Annotated in this window: 10 protein-coding genes; 4 read left to right on the top strand and 6 right to left on the bottom strand. The window is 64.6% G+C overall.

What is annotated here, in order from left to right; all coding sequences use genetic code 11:
• Positions 1–14: 14 nt before the first annotated feature.
• The gene (locus LZ016_RS01275; protein WP_241445294.1) at positions 15–2,717 is read right to left on the bottom strand and encodes a penicillin-binding protein 1A; all 2,703 of its coding nucleotides are present in this window, start codon (positions 2,715–2,717) and stop codon (positions 15–17) included.
• A gap of 48 nt (positions 2,718–2,765) precedes the next feature.
• Positions 2,766–3,662 carry an N-acetylmuramoyl-L-alanine amidase family protein gene (locus tag LZ016_RS01270; RefSeq protein WP_241445281.1) on the bottom strand — a complete coding sequence of 299 codons (897 nt, stop codon included), beginning with the start codon at positions 3,660–3,662 and terminating at the stop codon, positions 2,766–2,768.
• 414 nt (positions 3,663–4,076) lie between these two features.
• On the opposite strand from LZ016_RS01270, the gene LZ016_RS01265 reads away from it, so the two are divergent.
• The 4 genes from LZ016_RS01265 to LZ016_RS01250 are packed head-to-tail and all read left to right on the top strand — an operon-like array spanning position 4,077 to position 10,444.
• The gene (locus LZ016_RS01265) at positions 4,077–6,545 is read left to right on the top strand and encodes an Rne/Rng family ribonuclease (protein WP_241445278.1); all 2,469 of its coding nucleotides are present in this window, start codon (positions 4,077–4,079) and stop codon (positions 6,543–6,545) included.
• A gap of 59 nt (positions 6,546–6,604) precedes the next feature.
• Positions 6,605–8,002 (top strand): M48 family metalloprotease, encoded by a 1,398-nt coding sequence (locus tag LZ016_RS01260; protein ID WP_436286354.1) that lies wholly within the window; start codon positions 6,605–6,607, stop codon positions 8,000–8,002.
• Positions 7,977–8,711: a DsbA family protein gene (locus LZ016_RS01255; RefSeq protein ID WP_241445277.1), complete on the top strand. Its 735-nt coding sequence runs from the start codon at positions 7,977–7,979 to the stop codon at positions 8,709–8,711. Before LZ016_RS01260 ends, LZ016_RS01255 begins: the two co-directional genes overlap by 26 nt.
• A 59-nt stretch (positions 8,712–8,770) precedes the next feature.
• A complete protein-coding gene (locus tag LZ016_RS01250; protein ID WP_241445276.1) occupies positions 8,771–10,444 on the top strand; it encodes a M28 family metallopeptidase in 1,674 nt (557 codons plus the stop codon).
• Here LZ016_RS01250 and LZ016_RS01245 read toward each other — a convergent pair.
• Genes LZ016_RS01245 through LZ016_RS01230 form a run of 4 tightly spaced genes read right to left on the bottom strand, consistent with a single transcriptional unit; the run spans position 10,441 to position 12,941 of the window.
• Positions 10,441–10,653: a helix-turn-helix domain-containing protein gene (locus LZ016_RS01245; RefSeq protein ID WP_241445274.1), complete on the bottom strand. Its 213-nt coding sequence runs from the start codon at positions 10,651–10,653 to the stop codon at positions 10,441–10,443. The two genes, LZ016_RS01250 and LZ016_RS01245, sit on opposite strands and share 4 nt — an antisense overlap.
• A gap of 2 nt (positions 10,654–10,655) precedes the next feature.
• Positions 10,656–11,177, bottom strand: coding sequence for a DUF2975 domain-containing protein (locus LZ016_RS01240; protein WP_241445273.1), 522 nt, complete (start codon positions 11,175–11,177; stop codon positions 10,656–10,658).
• A gap of 46 nt (positions 11,178–11,223) precedes the next feature.
• On the bottom strand, positions 11,224–11,898 hold the full coding sequence (locus LZ016_RS01235) for an RlmE family RNA methyltransferase (protein ID WP_241445269.1): 675 nt from the start codon (positions 11,896–11,898) through the stop codon (positions 11,224–11,226).
• Positions 11,895–12,941, bottom strand: a complete 1,047-nt coding sequence (locus LZ016_RS01230) for a Ppx/GppA phosphatase family protein (protein WP_241445266.1) — start codon at positions 12,939–12,941, stop codon at positions 11,895–11,897. The genes LZ016_RS01235 and LZ016_RS01230 overlap by 4 nt, the downstream gene beginning before the upstream one ends.
• Positions 12,942–13,001: the final 60 nt, after the last annotated feature.

Genomic DNA, 13,001 nt, shown 5'->3' with positions numbered 1-13,001 from the left:
GTGCTGGCCCTCAGCTAGTGGATGGCACCCTGATTTTGCAAGCGGTCCGCCGAAGCTTGCGGCGGGATTGCCGGTGCGGGCTGAGGCGCCGGAGCCGGTTGTGTGGGCGCCGGCTGCGATTGCGGCGCAGCCTGTTGCGGCCTGACGATCTTGACGCGCCGGACGTTGGCGGCGGGCGCTTGCGTGTCATTCTGGGCAATCTCGTCAGGCGATCCAGGCAGGCCCGGAATGCGCGAACGACGGAAGGCGCGGCGCGGCTCCGTCTGCGGCTGGAACGCTTCCCAGATGACTGCGGACTTCGGATCTTCCTGCACCGGGAAGGTGCCGTAGACGATCCGCCCACTCGCGCGATCCACCCTCGCCCAGCGGATGCCCTGCGGCGCCACGAACGGAATTTTCGGCTGATCCTTGAGCGCGGTCTGCGCCCATTCCTTGAAGATCGGAGCGGCAATGCGGCCGCCCTGCGCATATCCGCCCATGCTGCGCGGCTGGTCGTAGCCAAGATAGGTACCGGCAACGACTTCGGGTGTGCCGCCGACGAACCAGACGTTGGTCGGGCCCGACGTCGTGCCCGTCTTGCCGAACAGCGGCCGGTTGAGATCGCGAAGGACGACGGCCGTGCCGCGCTCGATCACGCCTTCCATGATGTGGACCATCTGGAACGCGGCCATCGGCTCGAGCACCTGGCGGTCGCGCGACGGCGGCCGAGGCATGCCCTTCCCGTCCCAATCCGCGGCATTGCAATTGCCCATCACGGCGCAGCGGTTGTCGGTGCGGTAGATGACCTTGCCGTTGCGGTCCTGGACGTAGTCGATCAGCGTCGGCTTCACGGCCCGGCCCTGGTTGGCCAACATTGCGTAGGCGTTCACGAGCCGAAGCACCGTCGTCTCGCCAGCGCCTAGCGAGATGGAGAGGTACGGCTTGTAATCGCCGACTCCGAGCTTCTTGGCTGTCGCCACGACCTTCTCCATGCCCGTCTGCGAAGCCGTGCGAACCGTCATCAGGTTGCGCGACTGCTCGACGCCCCAGCGCATCGTCTTGGGGCCGGCGTAGCGCTTGTCGAAGTTGACGAAGCATTTGTTGCCGAGGCCGGCGCCCTGCCAAACGCAGAACGGCGCATCGACGACGATCGAGGCCGGCGTCATGCCGTTTTCGAGAGCAGTCTCGTAGACCACCGGCTTAAAGGCCGAGCCGGGCTGCCGAAGCGCCTGCGTCGCGCGGTTATAGGAGGAACCAATGACGTCGAAGCCGCCCTGCATCGCCAGCACCCGGCCGGTTCGGACTTCCTCAGCCACGAAGCCGCCACCGATCTCCGGAATCGAACGCAGAGCATAGGTGCTTGAACCGAGCTGCTTCACGATGACGATCATGCCGGGGCGAAGGAAATCAAAAGCAGTGCCACCGGCGGAAGAACAGGACGAAGCGCCGGAACTGGACTCAAAAACGCACCCTTTGCGCTTGGCCATTGCAGCGGAAGAACGAGGCAACGTGCCCATCGAGCCGTTGGTAAAGCCAATTGACGCGCTATCGCCGCTCTTCGAAAGCACGACCGCCTTGCGCCAGTCCGGAAATCCCGTTCCAACCGGAGCGCGGTCAAGCTGACCAGCCCAATCCTTGCTAATGTCGACGCTGAGGCCGAGGTCGCGCCAGCCACGCCCCCCGTCGAACTTGGCGAGCCCTTCGCGGAGCGCGTTGGCCGCAGCATCCTGCATGACCGGGTTCATCGAAGAACGCACCCAGAGCCCACCCGCGTAAAGGCTGTTCGGCCCATCGTCGGCCTTCTCGCCAAAACTCTTGATGAGCGTCCGGCGCACTTCTTCCATGAAGTAGCCGCCCTGCTGCCGAAACTTCTCGTTGCTGCCGTAGCGGATGGTGCCAAGCGGCGTCGCGGCCGCCTGCTGCCACTGTGCTTCGGTGATGTAGCCGTTTCGGAACATCTCGCGGAGAACGTAATTGCGGCGGTCGGTCGCTTTCTGGGTCGCCCGCACCGGGTCGTAGTTCGAAGGAGCCTTGGGCAGGACGGCGAGATAGGCCGCCTCCGGCAGCGTCAAATCGTTGACGTCCTTGTCGAAATAGGCGCGGCTCGCGGCCTGAACGCCGTAAGCATTGCGGCCGAGGAAGATCGAATTGAGGTATATCTCCAGGATCTGCTGCTTGCTGAGCGTCGATTCCAGCCGGAACGCCAGGATTGCTTCACGGGCCTTGCGGCCGATCGAATAGCTGTTGTCCTGCAACAGGTACTTCGCGACCTGCTGCGTGATCGTCGATCCGCCCCTTGCGCGTCCGCCGCCCGTCGCCGTCTTGGTCGTGAAGTCGAACACGGCGCCAACGAGGCCCGGATAGTCGATGCCGCCATGCTTGAAGAAGGTCTTGTCCTCGGCGGAAATGAACGCCTGCACGACCATCGGCGGGAATTCGTCGTAAGACAGCTCGACGCGCCGCTCGCGTGCGAAGGTCTGCACCGGCGCTCCGTCATAGCCGCGGACGTTGGTCGGAAGAGATGGTCGGTAGGCGAGCAGCGTATCGGAGGACGGCAGGTTGCTCGCGAAATAGAGCCACACCCCCGAGAACAGCAGGAAACCGGCGACGAAGGCGATCGCCAGAGCCCGGATCCAGCGGCGCTGGAACCACGGATCGATCCGCTCGTGCACCCTGTTGTTGAAGGCGACGAGGTCGGGGAGCTGGAATCCGGGAGCGCGGAGACGTTCGAAACGCATGTGGAGCAAGCCTCTAGCGCCTCCTGAGCCGCGCCGAAAGGCTATAGGTTAGCGGACGGTGCGCGAGGCGACATCGGCTTCGATTGCCTGTGCCAATGCGACGACGATCTGCTCCCTCTTGTCCGACATCAGGAGCAGGGCCTCGTCGTCGGCATTGCTGATGTAGCCGGCCTCGAAGAGAACCGCCGGAACTTCGGCCCGGCGAAGCACCCGGAAATCGGCGAAACGATGCGGCTCCGGCCGCAAAAGGTAGCGTCCTGACGATTTGCGCACGAGCCGCTCGGCCAGCGACGCCGAGGCGTTCATCTGCTCGCGCAGGGCTAAGTCGGACAGCATCCCGCGAACGGAGCCATCCGCGGCGCTGGACAAGGCGTCGCCTGCCTTGTTCTCCCGCGCCGCAAGCCGGGCAGCCTCGGAGTCAGAAGCCACGTCCGAAAGCGAATAGATCGTCGCTCCACGGGCCAGCGGATTGGGCGCACTGTCGATATGAAGCGAAAGGTAGACGCTAGCGCCCAGCTTGCGGGCAATCTCGGCGCGCTGGTCGAGCGTTAGGTAGCGATCGTCCTCGCGGGTGAGCGCAACGCGCACCCTGCCCCGCTCGGCAAGCTCCGCGCGAAGCTCGCGCGCGAGCGTTAGTGTCAGGTCCTTCTCGGTGCTGTTTCCAGACACGCCCGGAGCGCCTGGATCGCGCCCGCCATGGCCCGGATCGATGACGACGATCGGCCGGCCCGGCGTCTTCGCTTCGGTTAGCTTGACCTCGCCCACAGCCGGGGAAAGCTCGACGGTCACCGAGTTCGGGCGGGCCTCGCCGAGCAGGGCGCGGGATTGCGCATCGGAGGCGGCGTCACCACGTTGGCTGGTGCCGAGCGCCATGATGGCGATCAGCACACCCGCGAGGCTGAACGCAGCACCCGCAACCGCCCTTCTGCGCTTCGCTTCCGTCATTTACCCCGGTCCGGCCCGTTGCCTTGAAAGCATCCTATCACGTGAATATGGTTAACGTGCAATTATCGGTGGATTTCAGCGGTTCCGCCGCGGCTGTGGCAGTTGCGGCACTCGCCGGGGGATGCTAACCGCAATCAATCCCGCACCGCACAGGTGAACGTGGATTTACCCGCCGCTCCCGAAAAGGACGCGGCATCACAGGTTGAAGCTGCATGATGCCAAGTTACGCCCCTCGCCCGCTCCATGAAGAGCGGCAAGGCGCGTCTCCCGCACAGCAATCCGGGATGGCAACTGCAGCAGAGGCAAAATCACCACAGATCGCCATAGCCGCCGGCACAGGCCCGGCCGCAGTGGCCCATGCAATCGCGCGCCGTCGCTCCCATTGGAGCGGACCGCGCGCCCGGAGAATTTTCAATGTCCACGCGCATGCTGATCGACGCGCGCCACCCGGAGGAAACCCGGGTCGCCGTCGTGACCGGAAACCGTATCGAGGAATTTGATTTCGAGTCCGCTGAGCACAAACAGCTCAAAGGGAATATCTATCTCGCCAAGGTTACCAGGGTAGAACCGTCGCTTCAGGCGGCGTTTGTCGATTACGGCGGAAACCGCCACGGCTTCCTGGCCTTCAGCGAGATCCATCCCGACTATTACCAGATCCCGAAGGCTGATCGCGAAGCTCTGCTCCGCGAAGAGGCCGAACACGCCGCCGAGGAAGAGCGCCTGCGCGCGGCCGAGGATGACGATTACGAGGACGAAGGCGCCGACGCGTCGCCTGCTTCCGATGAGGAAGGCGAGAGCGAAGCCTCCAGCGAAGGCGAAAACGGCGCCGAGGAAACCGGCACCGGCTCGAACCGTTCGCCGGTGGACGAGTCCGCCGCAGACGAGCTGCGCAAGAAGCGCCAGAACCTCCGCCGCCGCTACAAAATTCAGGACGTCATCCAGCGCCGCCAGGTCCTGCTGGTCCAGGTCGTCAAGGAAGAGCGCGGCAACAAGGGCGCGGCCCTCACGACCTATCTCAGCCTGGCCGGCCGCTACTGCGTCCTGATGCCGAACACGTCGCACGGTGGCGGCATCAGCCGGAAGATTTCGAACGGCTCGGACCGCAAGCGGCTGAAGTCGATCATGTCGGATCTCAACCTGCCGAAGACGATGGGACTTATCGTCCGCACGGCTGGTCTTTCGCGCACCAAGACCGAGATCAAGCGCGACTTCGACTATCTCGCGCGCCTTTGGGACGAAATCCGCGAGCGCACGCTTGGCAGCAGCGCGCCGGCGTTGATCTATCGCGACAGCGACCTCATCAAGCGCGCGATCCGCGACCTTTATCATCGCGACATCGACGAAGTGATCGTCGAGGGTGAAGACGGTTACAAGGCGGCTCGCGGCTTCATGAAGCTGCTGATGCCCAGCCACGTCCGGCGCGTGAAGACGCACACGGAATCGACGCCGATCTTCCAGCGTCATGGCGTCGAGGATCAGCTTTCGGCGATGTACCAGCCGGTCGTCCAGCTGAAGTCGGGCGGTTATCTGGTCATCAACCCGACCGAGGCTTTGGTCTCGATCGACATCAACTCGGGCCGTTCGACCCGCGAGCACAATATCGAGCAGACCGCGTTCGCGACGAACCTCGAAGCGGCGAACGAGATAGCCCGCCAGCTTCGCCTGCGCGACATGGCCGGCCTCATCGTCATCGACTTCATCGACATGGAGCAGAACAGCCATGTCCGTAAGGTCGAGAAGGCGATGAAGGAGGCGCTTAAGAACGACCGCGCCCGCATTCAGGTTGGCCGCATCTCCAGCTTCGGCCTGATGGAAATGAGCCGCCAGCGCCTGCGCACCGGCGTCCTCGAAGCGTCGACCAAGCCCTGCGCGCATTGCGAAGGCACCGGCCTGATGCGGACCGCCGCGTCCGCCGGCCTGTCCGCGCTGCGCATCCTCGAAGATGAGGCTGCCCGCGGCCGTGGCGAGCGCATCCTGCTTCGTGCCGGCCGTGAAGCCGCCATCTATCTGCTCAACAAGAAGCGCGCCGAGTTGGGCGAGATCGAGGAGCGCTACGGCGTCTCCATCGAAGTCGCGATCGACGAGAGCTTCGAAGGCGCCCGGATGACGGTCGAAAGCTCGGGCCCGAGACCGGTGGTCCAGCGCCGTCCTGAGCCGACGCCGATCGAAGAGGACCTCGAGGAAGTCGAAGCGCTTCTCGACGAAGAAGACGAGGAAGAGGCCGAGGAGGAAGAAGCCTCCGAGGATTCTCGCGGACCTGAAGAAGATCGGCCGGGACGCCGTCGCCGTCGCCGCCGTCGCGGTGGACGCGGACGCGGTCGCCGCGAAGGCGGCGAAGCGCCTTTGGAGGGCGCCGAGGGCGAAGAGCCCGCCGAGGCGGTAACCGAGGAAGCGGCCGCCGAACAGCCGGAACAGGAAGAGGCAGCGCCGTCGGGTGATCGCAAGCGCCGCCGCCGTCGCGGCCGTCGCGGCGAAGGCGCTGCGGAGGCTGGCGAGGCAACTCCCGCCGAAGAGCCAAATCCGGCGATGATCGAAACCCCGATCGAGCAGGAAGCTCCGATCGCCGAAGTTGAAGCCGCTGCTGAGCCGCAGCCGAAGAAGCGCCGCTCGCGCAAGAAGGCCGAAGAGCCTGCACCGGAAGCGGTAGCAGTTCCGGAGCCCGCTCCTGCGGAAGCGCCGCCGGCAGAAACCGCTGAGGATGCGCCTCCCGCCAAGCCGGCTCGCCGTTCACGTGCCAAGAAGGCGGCCGCGGAAGCGCCCATCCCCGCTCCAGCGCCCGAGGCTGCCGAATCCACCGTCCCTTTCGCCGACAATGACGAGGCGGATGCCACGGGCGACGACGGTCAGCCGAGGCGCGGCTGGTGGCAGCGAACCTTCGGATAGACCTGTCGAATGGCTCCTTTTCATCGCCCGTTCACGCGGGCGGTGAGAAGGGCCGCGGCATGAGCTCGCCGCTTTCCCGCTTCGTGCGGATGCTGATGCTCGCGCTCGTCCTCAGCCTCGCGGTGGTGAGGCCGGCTGCAGCTCAGGATCTGGAACAAGGGCCGACTTCGCTCCGCGACACGGAGACCGAGGTGCTGTTCCGCAACATCTCCGCGCCGCTGATCAAGGCGGCTCAGCTCGACCCGAAGAACGTCGACATCGTTCTCCTGAACGACTCCGACATCAACGCCTTCGTTGCCGGCGGCCAGGTCGTCTACGTCAACTCCGGCCTGATCCTGCAGGCCGATAATGCCAACCAAGTCCAGGGGGTCATCGCGCACGAGCTTGGCCACGTCGCCGGCGGGCACGCGATCCGCATCGGCGAGGGCGCTAAGGCGGCGACGGGAATTACCATCGCCACGATGATCCTGGGCGCCATAGCGATCGCCGCGGGCGCTGGTGACGCCGGCATGGGCCTGATGATGATGGGTCAGCGTGCAGCGCTCGGCGAGTTCCTGGCCTTTACCAGGGCTCAGGAAACCAGCGCCGACCTCGCGGGTGCGAAATATCTTTCGATCGCAGGGATTAGCGGCAAGGGCAGCCTGGAGTTCTTCAAGAAGATTCAGAACCAGGAATATCGGCTCGCGATCTACGCCACCGACAGCTACGACCGGACCCACCCCCTCTCGAGCGAGCGCATCGCCATGCTCGAGGACATCTACAAGAAGGATCCGGCCTGGAACAACAAAACGGATCCGAAGCTGGAGGCCAGCTTTCAGCGGGTGAAAGCCAAGCTGCTCGGCTTCCTCGATCCCAAGGCCGCGACGCGGAAATATCCCGAAACCGACCAGAGCATTCCCGCGCACTATGCGCGCGCTTACGCCTATCACCTGGGCGCGTACCCCGACAAAGCGCTGTCTGAGACTGACGCGCTGCTAAAGACCGACGCGCACGACCCCTATTTCCTCGAGTTGAAGGGTCAGATCCTGCTGGAGAGTGGCAAGCCCGCGGACGCGATCGTGCCCCTTCGCGAGGCGGTGGAGCGGTCGCAGAACGCCCCCTTGATCGCCTCGATGCTCGGGCACGCGCTGATCGCGACCGAGGACACGAAGAACTTCCCCGAAGCCAAGGCGATCCTGAAGACGGCCGTCGCCAAAGATAATGAGAACCCCTTCGCCTGGTATCAGCTTGGGGTCATCTACGCGCAGGAAGGTGATGAGCCCCGCGCCGCGCTCGCGACTGCCGAGCGGAACAATCTGGAGGGCAATCCCAAGCTGGCGCTGGCCAGTGCCGAAATGGCACTTCGGGGCATTCCGCAGGGGACGCCCGACTATCTTCGCGCTCAGGATATCGCCATGGTCTCGAAGACTGCACTTAAGGACAAGAAGCACCGTGGCAACGACAGCGACCGAAACTAGAGGCTCCTCGCTGGGCTCGGCGATTCTTGGAGGGGTCGTCGGCGCGGTCCTCACCGCTGCCGTGCTGCTTTATGCAGTGCCGCAATATTTCAGCAGCCGTATTGTCCGGCAGGGCATGCTCGCCGATCCGAATATTCTAGCCGAGGCCGCGGACGCGCTGCGGGACCGCCAATATGCACCGACGTTGGCGGCCAACCGCGCCGCGATAGAAACGCCATTCGCCTCGTCATGGAGAGGCGCGGCCAAGCCCGAGGTCACGCTCGTCGAATTCTACGACTACGCCTGTCCCTACTGCAAAGCGAGCAATCCGCACGTCGACCAGCTGCTGAAGGAATATCCGGGCCTGCGCGTCGTCTATCGCGAGCTTCCGATCCTCGGAGCGCCGAGCGTCGATGCCGCACGCCTGTCGCTCGCTGCGTCCAAGGCCGGCCGCTTCAGCCAGTTCCACGCCGCACTCTACGCCGCCGGACGCCCCGCGGCCGATACAAATGCCGCGGCAGCCCGCGTCGCGAACATTCCGCCGGTTCCGACCCAAGATCCAGCTATCGAGAATGAACTCAAGCGCAACTTCCAGCTCGCGGGCCAGCTTGGCGCGACGGGCACGCCGCTCTTCGTCATCGGCGACCGCGTCATGAATGGCGCCGTCGGCTACGATGCACTGAAACAGGCCATCGAAGACGCGCGCAGGACGGCCAAACAGGCCTCCTGACACTCCGAACCAAATCGTCCCTGCTCCGTTTGCTGCGTACCAGGCATACGGAGGCCGCGATGAAGCTTTCCCCACAAGCCATATTGGGCGGGCTCGCCCTGCTCTGCGCGACCAGTCCGGCAGCGGCCGCCGGCCCTCGGGTCAGCATGGAGCGCATGTCCGAGATCACGCGCGTACTCGCGTCCGACGAGTTCCAGGGCCGCTCCATGGGGACGGCTGGCGAGGACAAGACGATCGCCTACCTGACCGAGCAGTTCAAAGCGGCCGGGATGGAACCGGGCGGCGAGACTGGCGGCTGGACTCAGACCGTTCCGATGATCCGCACGAAGCTCCGCGCGCCGATGAGCTTCTCGATCGCGCAGGGGGCGAACTCAACGAACCTGCGGTTCCCTGACGACATCTATCTGAGCACCGTCCGCCCGATTGAGCAGGCGCGGATCGACAAGGCACCGATGGTCTTCGTCGGCTACGGCGTCAGCGCTCCGGAGCGCGACTGGGACGACTTCAAGGGTGTGGACCTGAAAGGCAAGGTCGCAGTCATCCTCGTCAACGATCCGGACTTCGAGGCTGCACCCAGTGAAGCCGTCGCCGGCAAGTTCGGCGGCAAGACGATGACCTATTACGGCCGCTGGACTTACAAGTACGAGGAAGCGGCACGCCGCGGCGCAATCGCCGCGCTGATCATCCACGACACCGAGGGCGCCGGCTACGGCTGGAACGTGGTGAAGAGCGCGTCCGGCGAGAACTTCAACATCGTGCTGCCTGCGAGTGCCCAGCAGCCGGTGCTTCTCCAGGGTTGGATGCAGCAGTCCGTGGGCGCCGAGCTGCTCAAGCGGGCCGGATACGATTTCGACACGGTAAAGCGTCAGGCCCGAACGGCAGCGTTCAAGCCGATCGACCTCAAGGCGACCTTCTCGGCCAATGCGCCGGTCGACCTATCGAAGATCACCAGCCACAACGTGATCGGGAAGATCACCGGGTCGAAATACCCCGACGAGACCGTGAGCTACAGCGGGCACTGGGACGCCTATGGCGTGGGGCCGGCCGACGCTCAGGGGCGGACGGTCCGGCCGGGCGCATCGGACGATGCCTTGGGTCTCGCGGCGATGATCGAGGTGGCGCGCCTCTTCTCCACCGGACCGAAGCCGCAGCGCACAATCCTGTTCGCCGCCTGGACGTCGGAAGAACGCGGCCTGCTGGGCTCGGAATATTACGCGCAGCACCCGCTCTATCCGTTTGAAACGATGGCTGCGAACCTGACGTTCGACACGCTGCAGTGGGCCGGCCCGGTCAAGGACGTCGTCCTGATCGGCAAGGGACAGAGCCAGTTGGAAGACCTGCTTGCGGAAGGCGCGAAGGCGCAGGGCCGCTACGTCACGCCGGAGAACCATCCTGAGCGTGGCCTCTTCTACCGTGCCGACCATTTCTCCTTCGCCAAGCGCGGCGTTCCGGTGCTTCTGAACATGGCCCTGGCCGGGGCTTACGACCTGCAAAGCGGTGGACGCGAAGCAGGCGAGAAGTGGCTCTCCACCTTCACCACCAATTGCTATCACCAGACCTGCGACGCCTGGTCGCCGAGCTGGGACCTGAGAGGCGCGGCACAGGAGGCAGAGCTGTTCTACGCAATCGGCGCTCGCCTCGCGAACGGCCGCGAGTGGCCGAGCTGGTCGCCGAAGTCAGAATTCAAGGCGATCCGCGACAAGAGCGCGGCCGCCAGGCCGGCCTCCCGCTAATCCGTGTCGGGGACGAAGCGGAGGATATCGCCGGGCTGACAGCCGAGAGCCTCGCAGATCGCATCGAGGGTCGAGAAGCGCATCGCCCGGGCTTTCCCGGTCTTGAGGACCGAGAGGTTCGCAAGCGTAATGTCCACCTGCTCCGCCAGTTGACTGAGCGTCATCCGGCGGTCGTAAAGCACCTCGTCCAATTTTACCCGGATCGCCACCTTCAGATCGTCCCTTCGAGGTCTTCGCGCATCAGGGCGCCTTCGACGAAGACACGGGCGAGGACGAACGTCAGAAGCACCGCAAGCCACCCGTTGATTGAGAAGCCGGCGTCGAGGTGGACGGGATGCGTGGGCGTGGACACGGACCGTCCGATCGCCCCGATGATGATACTGAGAACTTGGAGGCCCAGAAGCAGCCAGGCGATCGCCTGCAGGCGATAGGCGTTGGCGCTCACGAACGGGTCGCCTGCCCGCACCGTCGCGACCATCGCGAGCAGGCGCTTCAAGATCGCGTAATTGATCGGAACCACCACGAGGCCGAGCACCGCGACCGCTCGCAAACCCATAACGAGCCGGTCCGCGTCGGGACCAGGTGAAAGGTCGAAGGAGGACATAATCCATCGCTCGTTCGGCATGGCTACGAGCAGGACGAGGATCGCTGCCCCCATGAGCCAGTTGAGGATGACGAGGATCCGCAGAAAGACGTAAGCGATCGGCAGCGCGGCGGAATAGGATCGAGACATCAGCAAGCACTCCAACGACTCGTATTATCGATAAACGATACCATGTTTATCGATAGTCGTGAAGTTCCTTATCGATAATCGGATATTCGCTCTTGAACCCTTGAGCGATGACATACCACTCGGACGAGTCCTTGCGGCTGGCGGGCGGTTTGGCGTGCTTCACGGTCGTGAAGTGCCGCTTCATCTCCGCGACCAGCTGGTTGTCCGCTCCCCCGGCAAGCACCTTGGCGACATAAGCGCCGCCGGGACGCAGCACTTCCGTCGCGAACAGAAGCCCTGCTTCGACCAGCGCCATGGTGCGTAAATGATCCGTTTGCTGATGGCCTACCGTGTTCGCCGCCATATCCGACAGGACGAGATCGGCCTGACCGCCGAGCGCCTCCTTCAGCCGGTCCGGCGCGGACTCGTCCATGAAATCCATCTGGAAGATGGTGACCCCGTCGATCGGATCGGTGGGGAGAAGGTCGATGCCGACGACGCTGGCTTGGGGCGTGCGGCGCCTGACCACCTGCGACCAGCCGCCCGGAGTGATGCCGAGATCGACGACGGCCTTCACGCCCTTAAGCAGCCCGAACTTCTCATCGAGCTCAAGCAGCTTGTAGGCGGCGCGGCTGCGGTAATTCTCCGCCTTGGCGCGGCGGACGTAGGGATCGTTCAGCTGGCGCTCGAGCCAGCGGGTCGAGGAAACCTTCCGCCCCTTGGCGGTTCGAATGCGCTTCACAGGATGTGGCCGTCCCTCGCCATCAGCGAGCGCAATATCCCTTCGCGGATCCCGCGGTCGGCCACGCCCAGCTTCTCCGCGGGCCATATCTCGACGATGGCCTCAAGAAGCGCGCAGCCGGCGACGACCAGGTCGGCGCGGTCGCGGCCGATGCACGGCAGGGCCGCACGCTCGTCGTGATCCATTTCCGCGATCATCGTGCTGATCTTCTGCATCGCGTCGACAGGCACGTGCAGGCCGTCGACGGCACGGCGGTCGTAGGCAGGCAGTGCTAGGTGGACGCTAGCGAGCGTCGTCACCGTCCCGCTGGTGCCTAGGAGGCGGATGCCCTCCACGTGGCTGGGAAGCGTGGAGGCGAAGCTGGCGAAGGCCCGCCGCGCCCGCTCGCGCATCCGGCCATAAGCCTGCAGCCGGTCCGGTCCTTCCAGAGCGATCCTTCCCTCGCTTTCGGTAAGAGAGACCACCCCCCAGGGCGCGCTCCACCAGCTGCGGATCTTGGGGACGCCGTCGATCTGCTCGATCAGCACCAGCTCGGTAGAGCCGCCGCCGATGTCGAAGATCAGCGCCGGTCCATCCCCGGGCTCCAGCAGCTTGTGGCAACCGAGAACGGCGAGACGCGCCTCTTCCTGTGGTTCGATGATGTCGAGGACGATACCCGTCTCGTCGCGGACTCGGTCGACGAAATCCGCACCGTTTTCCGCGCGGCGGCAGGCTTCGGTTGCGACGGAACGCGACAAAGAGACGTTGCGGCGCCTGAGCTTGTCCGCACATATGCTGAGCGCGCCAACAGCCCGGTCCATCGCCTCTTGTGAAAGGCGGCCCGTGTGCGAAAGTCCCTCCCCCAGCCGGACGATGCGCGAAAAAGCGTCGACCACGGTGAAGCCGCCGTCGACGGGTTTGGCAATGAGGAGGCGGCAGTTGTTCGTGCCGAGATCGACCGCGCCATAGGTATGGCGCCAAAACGGTCGCCGGTCCGGCGGTCTGTCCGATGCCGGTCCCTGGCTAAAAGAGGGAGCCGGCGCACTGGCGACACTCTGCGCCATGAACTACGCCCGTTTCTATCCTGCGCCGTCCAAAGTTGAACGGTTGACTTGATGCGCATT

The organism is Sphingomonas telluris (assembly GCF_022568775.1).
Lineage (GTDB): Bacteria > Pseudomonadota > Alphaproteobacteria > Sphingomonadales > Sphingomonadaceae > Sphingomicrobium > Sphingomicrobium telluris.
This window is presented reverse-complemented; position numbering and strand designations above follow the sequence as displayed.